Annotated in this window: 14 protein-coding genes; 5 read left to right on the top strand and 9 right to left on the bottom strand. The window is 70.1% G+C overall.

What is annotated here, in order from left to right; genetic code table 11:
- Nucleotides 1-147 precede the first annotated feature (147 nt).
- The 3 genes from FHW73_RS08925 to FHW73_RS08935 all read right to left on the bottom strand — a co-directional run bounded on the left by FHW73_RS08925 (nt 148) and on the right by FHW73_RS08935 (nt 3,785).
- The gene (locus tag FHW73_RS08925; RefSeq protein ID WP_255492877.1) at nt 148-2,016 is read right to left on the bottom strand and encodes a DUF4105 domain-containing protein; all 1,869 of its coding nucleotides are present in this window, start codon (nt 2,014-2,016) and stop codon (nt 148-150) included.
- 5 nt (nt 2,017-2,021) lie between these two features.
- Entirely contained in the window at nt 2,022-2,321 is a 300-nt protein-coding gene (locus FHW73_RS08930) for a DUF2388 domain-containing protein (RefSeq protein ID WP_183426362.1), read from the bottom strand.
- A gap of 75 nt (nt 2,322-2,396) precedes the next feature.
- Nucleotides 2,397-3,785 (bottom strand): FAD-binding oxidoreductase, encoded by a 1,389-nt coding sequence (locus FHW73_RS08935; protein ID WP_183426363.1) that lies wholly within the window; start codon nt 3,783-3,785, stop codon nt 2,397-2,399.
- A gap of 191 nt (nt 3,786-3,976) precedes the next feature.
- Here FHW73_RS08935 and serA point away from each other — a divergent pair, with 191 nt between their 5' ends.
- Entirely contained in the window at nt 3,977-5,209 is a 1,233-nt protein-coding gene (gene serA / locus FHW73_RS08940) for a phosphoglycerate dehydrogenase (protein WP_183426538.1), read from the top strand.
- Nucleotides 5,210-5,251: 42 nt separating this feature from the next.
- Here serA and FHW73_RS08945 read toward each other — a convergent pair whose 3' ends face one another.
- Complete coding sequence (locus FHW73_RS08945; protein ID WP_183426364.1) at nt 5,252-5,827, bottom strand: NUDIX hydrolase; 576 nt, start codon at nt 5,825-5,827, stop codon at nt 5,252-5,254.
- A gap of 153 nt (nt 5,828-5,980) precedes the next feature.
- Between FHW73_RS08945 and FHW73_RS08950 the strand changes: the two genes are divergently transcribed.
- The 4 genes from FHW73_RS08950 to FHW73_RS08965 all read left to right on the top strand — a co-directional run bounded on the left by FHW73_RS08950 (nt 5,981) and on the right by FHW73_RS08965 (nt 12,201).
- A complete protein-coding gene (locus FHW73_RS08950) occupies nt 5,981-6,910 on the top strand; it encodes a metalloregulator ArsR/SmtB family transcription factor (RefSeq protein WP_183426365.1) in 930 nt (309 codons plus the stop codon).
- A complete protein-coding gene (locus FHW73_RS08955; RefSeq protein ID WP_183426366.1) occupies nt 6,907-8,001 on the top strand; it encodes a homocysteine S-methyltransferase family protein in 1,095 nt (364 codons plus the stop codon). The genes FHW73_RS08950 and FHW73_RS08955 overlap by 4 nt, the downstream gene beginning before the upstream one ends.
- On the top strand, nt 7,998-10,706 hold the full coding sequence (metH, locus tag FHW73_RS08960; protein WP_183426367.1) for a methionine synthase: 2,709 nt from the start codon (nt 7,998-8,000) through the stop codon (nt 10,704-10,706). Before FHW73_RS08955 ends, metH begins: the two co-directional genes overlap by 4 nt.
- Before the next feature lie 85 nt (nt 10,707-10,791).
- A complete protein-coding gene (locus FHW73_RS08965) occupies nt 10,792-12,201 on the top strand; it encodes an amidohydrolase family protein (RefSeq protein ID WP_255492878.1) in 1,410 nt (469 codons plus the stop codon).
- Between the two features lie 118 nt (nt 12,202-12,319).
- Here the strand turns inward: FHW73_RS08965 and FHW73_RS08970 are convergent, their stop codons facing one another.
- The 5 genes from FHW73_RS08970 to FHW73_RS08990 form a co-directional block, all read right to left on the bottom strand.
- The gene (locus FHW73_RS08970) at nt 12,320-13,063 is read right to left on the bottom strand and encodes a transporter (RefSeq protein ID WP_345776173.1); all 744 of its coding nucleotides are present in this window, start codon (nt 13,061-13,063) and stop codon (nt 12,320-12,322) included.
- Between the two features lie 2 nt (nt 13,064-13,065).
- Nucleotides 13,066-13,704: a DUF2058 family protein gene (locus FHW73_RS08975; RefSeq protein ID WP_183426369.1), complete on the bottom strand. Its 639-nt coding sequence runs from the start codon at nt 13,702-13,704 to the stop codon at nt 13,066-13,068.
- 122 nt (nt 13,705-13,826) lie between these two features.
- A complete protein-coding gene (locus tag FHW73_RS08980; protein WP_183426370.1) occupies nt 13,827-14,069 on the bottom strand; it encodes a SlyX family protein in 243 nt (80 codons plus the stop codon).
- Nucleotides 14,070-14,124: 55 nt separating this feature from the next.
- Nucleotides 14,125-14,895 (bottom strand): FKBP-type peptidyl-prolyl cis-trans isomerase, encoded by a 771-nt coding sequence (locus FHW73_RS08985; protein ID WP_221187494.1) that lies wholly within the window; start codon nt 14,893-14,895, stop codon nt 14,125-14,127.
- A gap of 79 nt (nt 14,896-14,974) precedes the next feature.
- Nucleotides 14,975-15,889 (bottom strand): FKBP-type peptidyl-prolyl cis-trans isomerase, encoded by a 915-nt coding sequence (locus FHW73_RS08990; RefSeq protein ID WP_183426371.1) that lies wholly within the window; start codon nt 15,887-15,889, stop codon nt 14,975-14,977.
- Nucleotides 15,890-15,953: the final 64 nt, after the last annotated feature.

Below are 15,953 nucleotides of genomic sequence, written 5' to 3' on the forward strand. Positions count from 1 at the left end.
GCACGAAGATTGCAGCGCGTGGGCAGTGAGAATCGAAGAGCCTCACATGCGTCCCACTGCCTCATCGACGCGACCGCTGATTCGCACACCGCGATCGAGCCGATTTTCCGACCCGTGTTCCATCGCGCCAGATTCAGGAGATGTGCGTCAATCGCTCTGTTGAATGCGATCCAGCTGCAACCCGCCCGACGCGCGGTGCAGCTCGCGCAAGCGGGCACCGAGCGTGGCGAGGTTGCGCTCGGTCGCCGCCAGGCGTCGTTGCGCATCCATCGACAGCGCCGCGCGGCCTTGAATCTCCAGTGCGTCGCGCAGCGCCTGCAGGCGGTGGCCGAGCGCATCGGCCTGCCCCCGTAGCGTCGCGCGCTCGGCCTGCTGCGGCAGGCCGTAGCCGCGGTCGAGCAATTGCGCCGGACGGCTGAGGCCGTCGCCGGCAGCGAGCAGGGCATGCAGGGTGTTGGCCGCGGCGTCCTGCTCTGCAGCCGCCAGACGCCAGCGACGCTTGAGCACGTCGCGCAGCCGCACCTCCAGCCGCCGGTGCGCGGCGTGCTCGAGCACCAGCAGCGCGGCGCCGTCGCGCGGCCCCGCCTGCGCCAACCACGGCGCACGCAGATCGGGATCGAGATCGAGCCAGGTGGCGACATCGCGGGCAGGCAACGGCTGGGCAGCGTGCGCGACCGCCAACAACGCCGCGTACTCGCGGTCCGCGGACGGGAAGTAATAGCCATCGCGCACAGCGCGATCTGGCGGATCGAGCACCGCGGCGTCGGCAATGCCCGCGCGCACCAGGCGGCGCAGCAGGCCGTTGGGCGTGATGCTGCGCAGACGCGCGCCGTCGAGCCGCGGCACGCCGGCATCGAGCAGCTTCCAGGTCTCCACCGCGCAGTTGTTGTCGACGAACCGGTAGCGGCCGTCGTAGCTCCAATGCACGCTGGCCGCGCGCTCGAGCAAGGTCGCGATCTCGCCCGGCGACAAGCGCAGCGGAATCGACTGCAGGCCACGCAGTTCGATCCGGGTGTACTCGTCGATCACCTGGTCGAGCGGCAGCACGAACAGCCGCGCCGGATAGCGCCCCGTCAGCCCGCGCAGACTGGAGATCTGCACATCGTCGACGAACGCGCGGAACGACAGCACGCGGTGGTGCGCCAGGTCGTAGCGGCAGTCCGGCCCAGGCAGACGGCCGGGGGCACAGATCACCAGCCGCAGCATGCTATGCCCCCAGCGGCTCATCGGCTGCGCGTTGCCCTCGGCGAACAGGTACTCGACCGCCCAGACCCGCGCCGGGTCGAGTTCCAGCAGCGCCTCGCCGCCCGCCTGCGCCTGTGGCTCGGCCTCGACGAACGGTAGGTCCCCGGCGCAGTCCGCGGCGGGCGGCGCCCAGGCGAAATGCGCGGCGAAGTATCCATGCAAGGCGGGCCGCCGGCAGGCGTACTCGGGATCGAGCAGGAAATGCTCGAGATTGACCGCGACGAACTCCGCCGGTGATGCGGTTTCGTAGGCGTCGGGCCGGCGGTCGGTCATCGCGTTGTGGCGCGCCCGCAGGCCCAGCCGCAGCGGAGGGCGCGGCCAGCCGGCGAGATCGCGCAACCGCGGATCGCGCGACAGGCCGCCGTGCGGGCTGCTGTCGTAGCGATGCGCGAGCTCGTGCACCAGCGCGGCGGACGCGGCCCGGGTCGCCCGCGCATCCAGGCCGTCTGCGGCCACGGCATCAAGCAGCGCCCGGCGCAGCAGGACGCGATCGCCGACCGCGCGCCCGTGCACCTGCGGCGGCAGGTCGTCACGCCACGCCAGTTGCACGTCGAGCCCTTCGGCGGCGCGCCAGGCCGGCGGCAGTCGCGCGAGCACCATGTCGACCAACTGGGCAGACGCGGCCTGCGCGTTGGCATCCAGCGGCGGTGTCCCAGGTGCGGTGTCGATCCGCCAGGGCTGACCGTGGACAGCGCCAGTGGCGAGCAGCAGCGCCACGCCCATGGAAAGCAGGCGACGGGCGCGCGCCGCGCTGCGAGGGCGAACGCGCATCGGCGTTAGAGCGCGAGGATCGCCTGCGCCAGTTGCAGGTCGCTCGCCGCCTGCGCATCGGGCCGTGTCTGTCGCAGATGGCGCAGTGCGGCCTCGAGGCGGACGCCGCGGATCCGACCGTCGCTGGCGACGAACCCGGCGGCATCTTCGCGCGCCTGCAGCACGATCTTGTCCTTGCCCGAACTGCTGCCCGACGAGGCCGAGCTGCCAGCGGACGTTGCACCGCCGGTCGTGCCGGCGAAACTGCCGGCGAATGCCGACGTGGACACAACGATCAGCGCACAGGCCAGCAAGGTTCGGGACATCGGGGGCATCTCCATCGGGGAGGCCACACTCTACCCTGCCCTCACGCCACCTTGATGCCAGGTGCCAAGCGACAGTCAGGCATCGAACAGCTTGCCGGGATTGAGAATGCCGTCGGGATCGAGCGCGTGGCGGATGCCGCGCATCACCGCGATCTCGGCCGGGCTGCGGGTCGATGCGAGATAAGGCTTCTTGACCAGCCCGATGCCGTGCTCGGCCGAGATGCTGCCCCCGTGCGTGTGCAGGGTATCGGCCAGCAGCTTGGTCACGCGCTCGCATTGCGCAACGAACACCTCGTTGGCGAGGTCGGCCGGCTTGAGCACGTTGATGTGCAGATTGCCGTCGCCGATATGGCCGAACCACACCACGTCGAACTGCGGGTACTCGCGCGCCAGCAGCGCTTGCGCCGCCTCGAGAAAGGCCGGCATTGCCGAGATCCGCACCGAGACATCGTTCTTGTAGGGCACGTGCGGCGCCAGGCTTTCGGTGATGCCCTCGCGCAGCCGCCACAACTGCGCGGCCTGCGCCTCGCTCTGGCCGATCACGCCATCCTCGACCCAGCCCTGCTCGACGCAATGCTCGAACGCCGACAGCATCGCGACCTCACCGGCGTCGCCCTCGCAGGCGAATTCGGCGACGACGTAGAACGGATGCGAGGCCTCGAACGGCGCCTGTGCGCCATGCGCGACCACATGGTGCAGCGCGCGATCGGTGAAGAACTCGAAGGCCTCCAGAGCCAGCCGCGCACGCAACGCCTGGAACACCTGCATCAGACCTTCGAAGGACGGCAGCGCCAGCAGCAGCGTCCTCGTGGCCGGTGGCGGCGCGGTCAGCTTCAGGCTGGCCTCGACGATGATGCCCAGCGTGCCTTCCGAGGCGATCGCCAGGTGCCGCAGGTCGTAGCCGCTGGAGTTCTTGACCAATCCGCGGCCGAGATCGAGCAATTCGCCGGTGCCGGTCACCAGTTTGAGGCCGGCGATCCACTCGCGGGTATTGCCGTAGCGCAGTACCCGGATGCCACCGGCATTGGTCGCGATGTTGCCGCCGATCGTGCACGAGCCGCGCGCGGCGAAATCGACCGGATAGGCCAGCCCGTGACCGCGCGCCGCCTCCTGCACCGCTTCGAGCGCGATGCCCGGCTGCACGGTCAGGATCCGGTCCACCGGGTCGAAGTCCAGCACCCGGTTCATGCGTTGCAGGCTCAGCACCAGTTCGCCATGGGCGGCGACCGCCCCACCCGACAGCCCGGTCCGGCCGCCCGAGGGCACGATCGCGACGCCTTCTTCGCGCGCCCAGCGCACCGTCGCCTGGACCTCGGCGATATCCGCCGGCAGCGCCACCGCCAACGGCGCCGGCGTCCAGCGCCGCGTCCAGTCGACGCCGAAGTAGGCCAGATCGGCCGGATCGGTCCGCAGCTGCAGGGTCGGGGCGGCGGCTTGCAGGCGGGCGATGCGGGCATCGGACATGGTTGAGGACATCGCGGCACGGCGGGCCAGCCTGCCAGCCGCGCCCGCAGGCGTCCAGCGTCCGCGCGGCCTCGGCCCAGGGCCGAATCGGACACGCATGCCTTCTGGCGGCGACGCCGTCTGCTGCGCTGCAACAGCGACGGCCTTCTGGCACCATGATGCCCTCCTCCCGACCGGCGGCCGAAGCCTCGATGAAGACCTCGTTTCCCCGCGCGGACATCCGCGTCCTGCTGCTCGAAGGCGTCAGCCAGAGCGCCGTCGATACCTTCAAGGCCGCCGGCTACACGCAGATCGAGGTGCACCCCAAGTCGCTGCCCGAGGACCAGTTGCTGGCCAAGATCGCCGATGCGCACATCGTCGGCATCCGCTCGCGCACCCAGCTCAGCGCCGAGGTCATCGCCCACGCGCGCCGGCTGCTCGCGGTCGGCTGCTTCTGCATCGGCACCAACCAGGTCGACCTGGAAGCGGCCGAACTGGCCGGCATCCCGGTGTTCAACGCGCCCTATTCCAACACCCGCAGCGTCGCCGAACTGGTGGTCGCCGAGGCGATCATGCTGCTGCGTGGCATCCCGCAGAAGAACGCGCAATGCCATCGCGGCGGCTGGAGCAAGTCCGCGCTGGGCAGCCACGAGGCGCGCGGCAAGACCCTGGGCATCGTCGGCTACGGCCATATCGGCACCCAGGTCGGCGTGCTCGCCGAATCGCTGGGCATGCAGGTGCTGTTCCACGACATCGAGACCAAGCTCTCGCTCGGCAATGCCCGCAGCGCGACCGGCCTGGACGACCTGCTCGCGCGCAGCGACGTGGTGACCCTGCACGTGCCCGAAACCCCGGCGACCAAGCTGATGTTCGGCGCCGCCGAGCTCGCCGCGATGAAGCCCGGCGCGCACCTGATCAATGCCTCGCGCGGTACCGTGGTCGACATCGACGCACTCGACGCCGCGCTGCGCACCGGGCATGTCGGCGGCGCGGCGATCGATGTGTTCCCCATCGAGCCCAAGGGCAACGACGATGTCTTCGACTCGCCGCTGGCCGCGCACGACAATGTGCTGCTCACCCCGCACGTGGGCGGCAGCACGCTCGAGGCGCAGGACAACATCGGCATCGAGGTCGCCGCCAAACTCGTGCGCTACAGCGACAACGGCAGCACTCTGTCGGCGGTCAACTTCCCCGAGGTCACGCTGCCCGAGCACGTCGGCAGCCACCGCATCCTGCACCTGCACCGCAACGTGCCCGGCGTGCTGGTGAAGATCAACGAGGTGTTCTCGCGCGAAGCGATCAACATCGATGGCCAGTACCTGCGCACCACCGCGAACGTGGGCTATGTGGTCATCGACGTCGGCGCGACCCGCGACCAGGCCGAGCGCCTGCGCAGCGAACTGTCGAAGATCGACGGCACCCTGCGCACGCGGGTGCTGTACTAGGCCTCGGGACCGAGGCATCGGGCCGACGGATCGCCGCGATGCTCAGCCGTCCGATGTCCTCTGCCCTTCCAGGCACTTGTGCGCCATGCGGCGCAAGGACGCGTCGTACTCGCTGCCTTCGGCCACGTTGACGAGCGCGCGCCACGCGAGTGCGTGGGATTCGGCGCTGACCGCGAAGCGCTCGTCGGCGCCGGCACGCACGAGATAGCGCACGTCGTAGTGCCAGTGCGCCGGCACGCCCTTGTGCTCGGGAATCCAGTGCCGATCGAGGTCGAAGATCGCCGGCAGCACCACTACGCCCTGCAGGCCGGTTTCCTCCTCGGTCTCGCGCAGCGCCACGCGGGCCAGGTCGATATCGCCATCGGCATGACCGCCGGGCTGCAGCCACAGGTTCAGCTTGCGATGGTGGGTCAGCAAAGTGCGCTGGCCGTCGGCCGAGACCAACAGCGCCGAGGCGGTGAAATGGCCCGCAAGGCGCTCGCGCACGAAGGGATCGAGCGGATCGTCGAGCAGCGCGACGAACTCGGCAACGGTGGCGTGCTCGTCGGGATGCCGCGCCGCGTAGTCGGCGAAGGCGGCAGCCAGCGCGGGCGCGCGTGAAGGACGGGAGGCGGACATACGGTGCGGACCTGGAGCAGCTGGGGACGCGCAGCATCGGCGCTCGGCCGTGCGGCTGCAAGGTGTCCGGCACCCGAACGCAGGCGTTGCGCGGCTTGACCGCACCCCACCGCGCGCCGAAAATTATCTCTGTATCGCGATATGGAGATATTCATGGACCTGGAAGCCTGGTCGGCGCGGCTCAAGACGCTCGCCGATCCGACCCGCGTCCGGCTGCTGGCGCTGCTCGAAGTCGAGGAACTGACGGTGGCCGAGCTGTCGTCGATCACCCGACTCGCGCAGCCGCGCGTGTCCACGCACCTGGCGCGCCTCAAGGAAGCCGGCCTGGTCCGCGATCGCCGCGCCGGCGTGTCGGCCTACTACCGCTTCGACGACGCCGCGCTCGACCCGGCGCAGCGCGCCTTGTGGCAGGCGCTGAGCACCGGCAGCGACGACCCGCTGCTGCGCCAGGACGCCGAGCGCATCCCGGCGGTACTGGCGATGCGCGCCGCCGACCAGAACTGGGCCGACAGCGTGGCCGGCGACATGGAGCGCCACTACTCGCCCGGGCGCACTTGGGAGGCATTGGCACGCTCGGCGCTGCCGCTGCTCGAGACCGGCGACGTGCTCGACATCGCCTCGGGCGATGGCGTGCTGGCCGAGCTGCTGGCACCGCACGCCCATCGCTACGTCTGCCTCGATGCGAGCGCGCGCGTGGTCGCCGCGTCGGCCGAACGGCTCAAGCGCTTCCGCAACGTCGAAGTCCGCGAAGGCGACATGCACGCGCTGCCGTTCGACGACGCCAGCTTCGACCTCGTCGTGCTGATGCACGCACTGACCTATGCCACGCGGCCCGCGCAGGCGGTCACCGAAGCCGCGCGGGTGCTGCGCCCGGGCGGGCGGCTGCTGCTGTCGAGCCTCGACCGGCACGGCCACGAGGCGGTCGTGCAGGCCTACGGCCATGCCAACCTGGGCTTCCCGGACAAGGAACTGCGCCGCTTCGTCACCAAGGCCGGGCTGGAGATCCACAGCGCCGAGACGGTGACGCGCGAGAAGCGGCCGCCGCACTTCCAGGTGATCTCGATCATCGCGAGAAAGCCGTGACCTGGCTGCATCCCGACCGCGTCGCCGCGCTCCAAGCCGCCCTCGCGCAGCGCATCCTGGTGCTCGACGGCGGCATGGGCACGATGATCCAGCAGCACGGGCTGACCGAGGCCGATTACCGCGGCACACGCTTCGCCGACGGCTTCGACGCGCTACACGCCGTTGATGGCCATGCCCATGGTGCCGGCTGCGGCTGCGAGGCCGCCGACCAGCGCGGCAACAACGACCTGCTCACCCTGACCCGTCCCGACATCATTGGCGGCATCCACGCCGCCTATCTCGAGGCCGGCGCCGACATCGTCGAGACCAACACCTTCAATTCGACTGCGGTGTCGCTGGCCGACTATCGATTGCAACACCTGGCGCACGAGCTCAATCGCGAGGGCGCCGCGCTCGCGCGCGCGGCCTGCGATGCCGCGCAGGCGCGCACGCCAGGGCAGCCGCGTTTCGTGGCCGGCATCCTCGGCCCGACCAGCCGCACCGCATCGATCAGCCCCGACGTCAACGACCCGGGCTTTCGCGCGGTGACATTCGAAGACCTGGTGCGCATCTACCGCGATGCTGCCCACGGCCTGATCGAGGGCGGCGCCGACGTGCTGATGGTCGAGACGGTATTCGACACGCTCAATGCCAAGGCCGCCCTGTTCGCGGTGGAGACGGTGTTCGACGATCTCGGCGGCCGGGTGCCGGTGATGATCTCGGGCACGATCACCGATGCTTCTGGACGTACGCTGTCGGGACAGACCGCCGAAGCGTTCTGGTATTCGCTGCGCCACGCGCGGCCGCTGTCGATCGGGCTCAACTGCGCGCTCGGCGCCAAGGACCTGCGCCCGCACGTCGACACCCTGGCGCAGATTGCCGAGGTCCATGTGTCCTGCCATCCCAACGCCGGGCTGCCCAACGCCTTCGGCGGTTACGACGAAACGCCCGAGGACATGGCCGCGACGCTGCGCGAGTTTGCGACCGCCGGGCTGCTGAACATCGTCGGCGGCTGCTGCGGCACCACACCCGCGCACATCCGCGCGATCGCCGATGCGGTGCGCGACGTCGCGCCGCGCACGCCGGTCGGCCACCGGGCCGACGCGGCATGAGCGCGCCCGCAGGCCAGTCCCCCGCGCCGCGGTTCACCCGCCTGTCGGGCCTCGAGCCGCTGGTGATCACCCCGGAGTTGCTGTTCGTCAATGTCGGCGAGCGCACCAACGTCACCGGCTCGGCGGCGTTCCGCAAGCTGATCCGCGAGAACCGCTACGCCGAGGCGGTGGAGGTCGCGCGCCAGCAGGTCGAGGGCGGCGCGCAGATCCTCGACGTCAACATGGACGAGGGCATGCTCGACTCGGAACGGGCGATGACCACGTTCCTGAACCTGATCGCCGCCGAACCCGACATCGCACGCATCCCGGTGATGGTCGACTCGTCGAAGTGGAGCGTGATCGAGGCCGGCCTGCGCTGCCTGCAGGGCAAGGGCGTGGTCAACTCGATCTCGCTCAAGGAGGGCGAGGCGACGTTCCTTGCCCAGGCGCGCAAGGTGCTGCGCTATGGCGCGGCGGTCGTGGTGATGGCCTTCGACGAGGCCGGTCAGGCCGACACCCGTGCGCGCAAGGTCGAGATCTGTACTCGCGCCTACCGCCTGTTGACCGAGGTCGTGGGCTTTCCGCCCGAGGACATCGTGTTCGATCCGAACATCTTCGCGATCGCCACCGGCATCCCCGAGCACGACAACTACGCGGTCGACTTCATCGAGGCCACGCGCGAGATCCGCGCCACGCTGCCGCATTGCCACGTCTCGGGCGGTGTGTCGAACGTGTCGTTCTCGTTCCGCGGCAACGAGGTCGTGCGCCAGGCGATCCATGCGGTGTTCCTGTACCACGCGATCGCGGCCGGCATGGACATGGGCATCGTCAATGCCGGCGCGATGCCGATCGTCGACGAGCTCGATCCCGAATTGCGCGCGCGGGTCGAGGACGTGGTGCTCAATCGCCGCGCGGATGCGACCGAACGGTTGCTCGAACTGGCCGAGCGCTACAAGGGCCGCAAGGGCGCGGCCAAGACCGAGACGCTGGCCTGGCGCGAAGCGCCGGTCCAGCAACGCCTGACCCATGCGCTGGTGCACGGCATCGACCAGTACGTCGACGTCGATACCGAGGAGGCGCGGCTGCAGTTCGCCCGGCCGCTGGAGGTCATCGAAGGGCCACTGATGGCCGGCATGAACGTCGTCGGCGACCTGTTCGGCGCCGGCAAGATGTTCCTGCCGCAGGTCGTCAAGTCCGCGCGGGTCATGAAGAAGGCGGTCGCCTGGCTGCTGCCGCACATCGAAGCCGAGAAGGCGCGCACCGGCGATGCCGGCAAGTCCAACGGCCGCATCGTGATCGCGACCGTCAAGGGCGACGTGCACGACATCGGCAAGAACATCGTCGGCGTGGTGCTGGCCTGCAACAACTTCGAGGTCGTCGACCTGGGCGTGATGGTCCCGGCGCAGACGATCCTCGACAAGGCGCGCGAGGTGCAGGCCGACGTCATCGGCCTGTCGGGACTGATCACCCCATCGCTGGAAGAGATGAGCCACGTCGCGCGCGAGATGAAGCGCCAGGGCTTCGCACTGCCGCTGCTGATCGGCGGGGCGACCACTTCTCGGGCGCACACTGCGCTGAAGATCGCGCCGCACTATGGCGCACCGACCGTCTGGGTCAAGGATGCCTCGCGCGCCGTCGGTGTGGTGCAGTCGCTGATCAGCCCCGAGCTGCGGCCCGCGTTTGTCGCCGCCAACGATGCCGACTACGCCGAGATCCGCGCGCGCCACGCCAACCGCGGCGACGCCAAGCGGCTGGTCGCACTGGACAAGGCGCGTGCCCAGGCCTTCGACGGGGACTGGGACACCTATGTGCCGCCGGTGCCGCGCCGGCCCGGCCTGCACGTATTCGACGACTACCCGCTCGACGAGCTGCTGCCGGTCATCGACTGGACCCCGTTCTTCAACGCCTGGGAACTGTTCGGCAAGTACCCAGCGATTCTGAGCGACGAGGTCGTCGGCGCACAGGCCAGCGAGCTGTTTGCCGATGCGCAGGCAATGCTGCGCCGGATCGTCGAGGAGAAATGGCTGACCGCCAAGGCGGTGTTCGGGCTGTGGCCGGCGACCCGCATCGGTGACGATGTCGACGTCGTCGTTTCCGAACGCGAGCGCGTCCGCCTGCACTTCCTGCGCCAGCAGGTCGACAAGCCGGTCGAGCGGCCAGACTTCTGCCTGGCCGACTTCATCGCGCCGGCCGACCACGGCGTGCGGGACTGGGTCGGGGCGTTTGCGGTCACCGCCGGCATCGGCATCGAGCCGCACGTCGCGCGCTTCGAGGCCGCACACGACGACTACAACGCGATCCTGCTCAAGGCGCTGGCCGACCGTCTGGCCGAAGCGCTGGCCGAACGCCTGCACCAGCGCGTGCGCACCGAGTACTGGGGCTACGCGGCCGACGAGGCGCTCGACAACGAGGCGCTGATCGGCGAGCAGTATCGTGGCATCCGCCCTGCCCCAGGCTATCCGGCCTGCCCCGAACACAGCGAGAAGCGCACGCTGTTCGACCTGCTCGGCGCAGAAGCCAATGCCGGCATGACGCTGACCGAAAGCTTCGCGATGCTGCCCACCGCGGCCGTGTCGGGCTACTACTTCAGCCACCCCCGCAGCCAGTACTTCGTCGTCGGCCGGGTCTCGAAGGAACAGGTGCAGGATTATGCCAAGCGCAAGGGCGTGCCGCTGGCGCAGGCCGAACGCTGGCTGGCCTCGAACCTGGACTACGACCCGGAGTGAGCCCTCCGATTGCGCGGGCGGCTGCGCATGACCGTCACGAATGCCCCGCTATCCTCGGCGCCTGCTTCGCGCTGAGGATCCCACCATGCTTCGACGCCGCGCCGCCGGCGCCCTGATGCTGGCCGCGATCGCTGGCCTGACCGCCGCCTGCAGCCCCGCCACCGGCCCATCTGCGACCACGCAGGCCGATGCGCCGCCCTCGCCCCCGCCGATCGTCATCGAGCATGCCCGGGTATTCGACGGCGAGCGCGACCTGGGCGAAGTCACACTGGTGATCCGCGATGGCCTGATCGCGCGCGTCGCGCAGCCCGGCGCCGACGACCTGCCCGCCGAGGCCGAGCGCATCGACTACCGTGGCCGCTTCATCGTGCCCGGCCTGGTCAACGCGCATGCGCACGTCGGCAACACCGAGGGCACCGCCCACGGCGACCGCTTCTACACGCGTGCGCATGTCGTGCGCGACCTGCGCCAGTTCCAGGCCTACGGCGTCACCACGGTGATGTCGCTGGGCATGAACGGCGCGGCCTTCGGCGACATCCGCAATGCCGTGAGCAGTGACCCGTCCCTGGGCGCGCAACTGCTCGGCGCGGGTGGCGGCATTGGTGCGCCCGGCGGCGCGCCGCCCGCCGCGAACATGGGCCTGACGCACGATCCGGTCGCCCGCCCCGCGACTGCAGCCGCGGCCCGCGACGCGGTCCGCGCGCAGGCGGAATCCGGCGTCGATATCGTCAAGCTGTGGGTCGATACCCTCGGCGGTCAGGCGCCGCCGATGGCGCCCGAGGTCTATCGCGCCACCATCGACGAGGCCCATCGCCAGAAGCTGCTGGCCGCCGCGCATATCCACGATCTCGCACCGGCCACCGACCTCGTCGCCAGCGGCCTGGACATCGTCGCCCACGGTGTGCGCGACCGGCCGGTCGACCCGGCGTTCGTCGCCGCGCTGCGCACCTCGAATGCCGGCTACATCGCGACGCTGCAGATCGACGAGGCCAACTACATCTACGCCGAGCACCCCGAGTGGCTGGAGACGCCCTTCCTGCGCAACGCGCTGCCCGAGGCGGTGCGCGCGCAGTGGTCCGACCCGCAGTGGCGCGCTGACACGCTGCGCGATCCGCAGACCACGAAGGCCCGCGCCGCGCTCGCCACCAACCTGCGCAATCTGTCGACCTTGCGCGAGGCCGGCGCCCGGATCGGCTTCGGCACCGATGCCGGCGCGCTGCCGCGCCGCGTGCCGGGTTTTGCCGAACACCGCGAACTCGAACTGATGATGCAGGCCGGCTTCAGCCCGCAGCAGGCGCTGACCGTGGCGACTCGCGACTCGGCGCACCTGTTGCGTCTGGACGACCGCGGCCTGCTGCAGCCGGGCCGACGCGCGGACTTCATCGTGGTCGCTGCCGACCCGCTGGCCGACATCCGCAATCTGCGCACGATCGAAGCGGTCTGGCAGGCCGGGCGCAAGGTCGCGGGGCCGGTTGCCGAGTACCGCGCGCCTTGAGTCACTCGTCGATCGCCGACGCCAGAACCGGGGTCAGAGTCGGATTTTCACCCAGCTTCCTCGCGTGGCGCCGTGCGCTCGATCGTTGTGGGCGCCGCGCAATCGCCCCCCCGGGCCGTCAGCGAAACCCGACGGCGACGCCGAAACCGCCCTGCCAATCGGGCGCATCCCCACCGACGCCGCGCAACAGCGACAGGTCGAACTGCACCCGCGGCTGTGGACGCCAGGTCAGGCCGCTGCCGATGACCGTCCCGGCCTGCGTCCCGCCGCCGACGCCCGCCTCGACATAGCCGGCGAGCGTACCGGCCTCGAACAGGTCCAGGCTCGGTGCGACCTGCCAGCCGCTGCCGTCGTCGTCGTGCTGATAACCAGCGAACAATGCATAGCCGCGCCCGCCCTCGGTCTCGCCCTCGATCGACGCGCCGAGGCTGCGCAGGTGGGTCTCGGGGCGCAGTCCGCGCGATCCGGTCGCCAGCCCGTAGCGCGCCAGCAGCGCCCAGTCAAGTGCACCCGTGCTCGGCAATGCCCATTTCAGGCCGACGCTGCTGTCGCCGGCCCCTTCGGCCACGTGTCGTGCACCGCCAGCCTCGCGCGTCGACATGCGCTGCCACGGCGTCGCCGACAGTTGCACCTCCAGCGATGCGCCCAGCCCTACGCGCAACGCACTGCCCGCAGTTGCCTCAGTGGTGCGCACGCCGTCATTGCGATCGCGCTCGAGATCGGGCAGGCCCTGCTCCCAGGCCACCTGCCCGGGCGCGAGCACGGATGCAGAGAACCCGATCCCCGGCCGGTCGAACGCGATCTCCTGCGCGCAGGCGGCGCCGACCGGCAGCAAGGCGAGGCACAGCCCGACGGCGCGCATGGTCACCAGACCAGGTCGTCGGGCACTTGGTACTGGGGATCGCTGTAGGGGTCGTCGCCCGCCGGTGCGGACGGGTCCACCTTCAGCGCGACCGCCTGCGCGAAGATCGACTCGGCCTCGGCCAGCACCGCTGCAGTCACCAGCAGGTACCGGCCGTTGACCTGCACGACACCGAGCTCGCCCGCGTTGAGCGCGCGCAGCTGCTCGGCATCGACATGGATGCGCTTGATCTTGCCGCCGTACTCGAAATGCCGGGCGATGTCGGCATCGGCGCGATTGAGCGCCTTGTCCTTGACGAACGCTTCGAGCTTGGCGCGTGCCTCGCGGCGCAGCCGCGCCTCTTCCTGCCGCTGACGTTCGGCCTCGATGCGCTCGTCCTTCTCGCGCTGGGCACGGATCGCATAGGCCTTGGCCAGGTCGATGTCCTCGCGCGGCGGGCGCGGCTTGCGCGGGCCCTGGGCATCGCGCCGGCCGGGCGGCCGCGCCGGTCCGTCCTGGCGTGCGCCCTCGGTCCGCTTGCCGCCAGCGCGGCGCTCGTCCGGACGTCCCCGGCGCTCGTCGCGACGCGGGGGCGGCTTGGCCGGTTTGGCCGGCGCCTTGAAGCCCAGACCGAGCAACTGGTCGCGCAGGGTATCGCTCATGGAGGAAGGACCTCGCCGGGAACAGGAACAGCAACGGTGAACACGCTGGACAACGCAACAGCGGCGGCGGATACCGACCGGGCACGCCGGCCGGGAACTGGGCTTTCGATCATGCGGACACGTCAGTAATGCGGCGGGGGCGGCTCCTGCCCCGGGTCCGGAAACTGCACCGTACGCGCCTGGCGCAGGTCGTCCATGACCCGGCGCAGCAGGCCGGTCTGGGCCACGAGCTCGAGCCGAGCGGCGGTGAGCGCATCGTTGAGCTCGGAAATCGTGTGCTCCTGGAACGCCAGCCGCGTCTCGAGCTCGGTCACCCGTTGCTCGAGCGCCGCATGGGCGTCGGCATCGATGAGGGCAGCGGTCATCGCGCGGCATCCCCACCGTCGCGACGCGGCGATGCGCGCCGCGACGGTGCGTGGATCACTTGACGATGTCCTGCAGCTCGACCTCGAAGACCAGCGCCTGGTTCGGGCCGATCGGGCCGGTGCCCATCTCGCCGTAGCCCAGCTTGGCCGGGATCCACAGCTCGTACTTGCTGCCGACCGGCATCAGCTGCAGACCTTCCTGCCAGCCCGGGACCACCTGGCCGAGTGCGAACTGCGCCGGCTCGCCGCGGTCGTAGGAGCTGTCGAAGGTCTCGCCGTTGAGCAGCGTGCCCTTGTAGTGCACGCGCACGGTGTCGTTGGGGCCGGGCTTGGCACCGGTGCCCTGGGTGACGACGCGGTACTGCAGGCCCGAGGCCGTGGTCTGCACGCCTTCGCGCTTGGCGTTCTCGGCGAAGAACTTTTCGGCCTCGGCGGCGTTGGTCTTGGCCTTCTCCTGCATCTCGGCGAGCTGCTTGGCCTGCATGCGTTCACCGAAGGACTGCATCACCTTCATCGCCTGCTCGTCGCTGATCTCGATGGCCTTGTCGTCGAGCGTCTCGGCGATCGCGCGCTGCAGGGTCTTGAGGTCGATCTCGTCCTTGACCTGCTTGAGCGACTCGCCCATCTGGTTGCCGATGATGTAGCTCACCTGCTCGCGCTCGGTCTTGAGGCCGGCGATCTCGGTGCCGCTGGCCGCTTCGCTGCCGGCATCGGCGGTGCCCTGGACCGGCTTGCCGGTCTCCTTGTCGATCGGCTTGCAGGCGATCATTGCCAGCGGCAGCACGGCCACCAGGCCGACGAGGGCGATACGCGATGTGGTCTTCATCTTGGGAAGGACTCCAGGGAAAAAGGATTGCGGAATTGCGCGTGAGCGGCAGCGTGGCGCCGCGGGAATGGAAACGCGATCAGAGAATGTCGATCAGTTCGACGTCGAACACCAGCGTGGCGTTGGGCGGAATGTTGGGCGGGCTGCCCTTGGGCCCGTAGGCCAGGTCGCCCGGGATCCAGAACCGGTACTTGCCGCCGATCGGCATCAGCTGCAGACCCTCGGTCCAGCCGGCGATGACCTGATCCAGGCCGAACACCGCAGGCGCACCGCGTCCATACGAACTGTCGAACTCGGTGCCGTCGAGCAGCGTGCCGCGGTAATGCACGCGGACACGATCGCCCGCGCGCGGGCGCGGCCCCTGTCCTTGCCGCTCGACGCTGTACTGGATGCCCGATGCGGTGGCGAACACACCCGGCTTGCCGCGATTGCCGGCCATGAACTCCGCACCGGCGCGCCGATTGGCCTCGGCAGCGTTGGTGGCCCGCGCCTGGGTGCGGCCGGCCATCGCTTCGCGGATCTGCGCGATACGCGCCTCGTCGAGCGTCGGCGGCCGGCCGGCGATGGTATCGGCGACCGCGCGCACCAGCGGCGCGACCTCGATCTCGCCCTTGAGCGGCGCGAGCGATCGGGCGATATCCGCGGCCACCATCTGGCTCACCTTGGTCGTGTCGACCGCAGGCGGCTCGCTGCCCGGCGGCAGGCCCGGCACCGGACGGCCGCTGCGCGCGGCGATGCGCTGCCCCAGCGCCACGCCAAGCTGGCGGGTCTCTTCGGGCGACAGCGACGGCGGCTTGCCATCGAGTGCGCTGGCAAGCGCCTGCTCGAAGGCGCGCATGTCCAGGTCCGCGCCCACCTGGCCCAGCGAGCGGCCGACATCCAGGCCGACCACATAACTGGTCTGCGCGCGATCGGCAGACGGCTCGGCGGCGCCGGCCTGGGCACCGACGGCGATCAGCAGCGCCACGACACCGGCGCGCATCAGATTGGACATCCGTGGGGTCTCCTGCCCGGTCTGGGCGATGCAGCCGATTATTGTCGCGGCCAGCGCGGCGCGG

Origin of the sequence: Luteimonas sp. RC10 (assembly GCF_014192745.1) — a bacterium.
Lineage (GTDB): Bacteria > Pseudomonadota > Gammaproteobacteria > Xanthomonadales > Xanthomonadaceae > Luteimonas.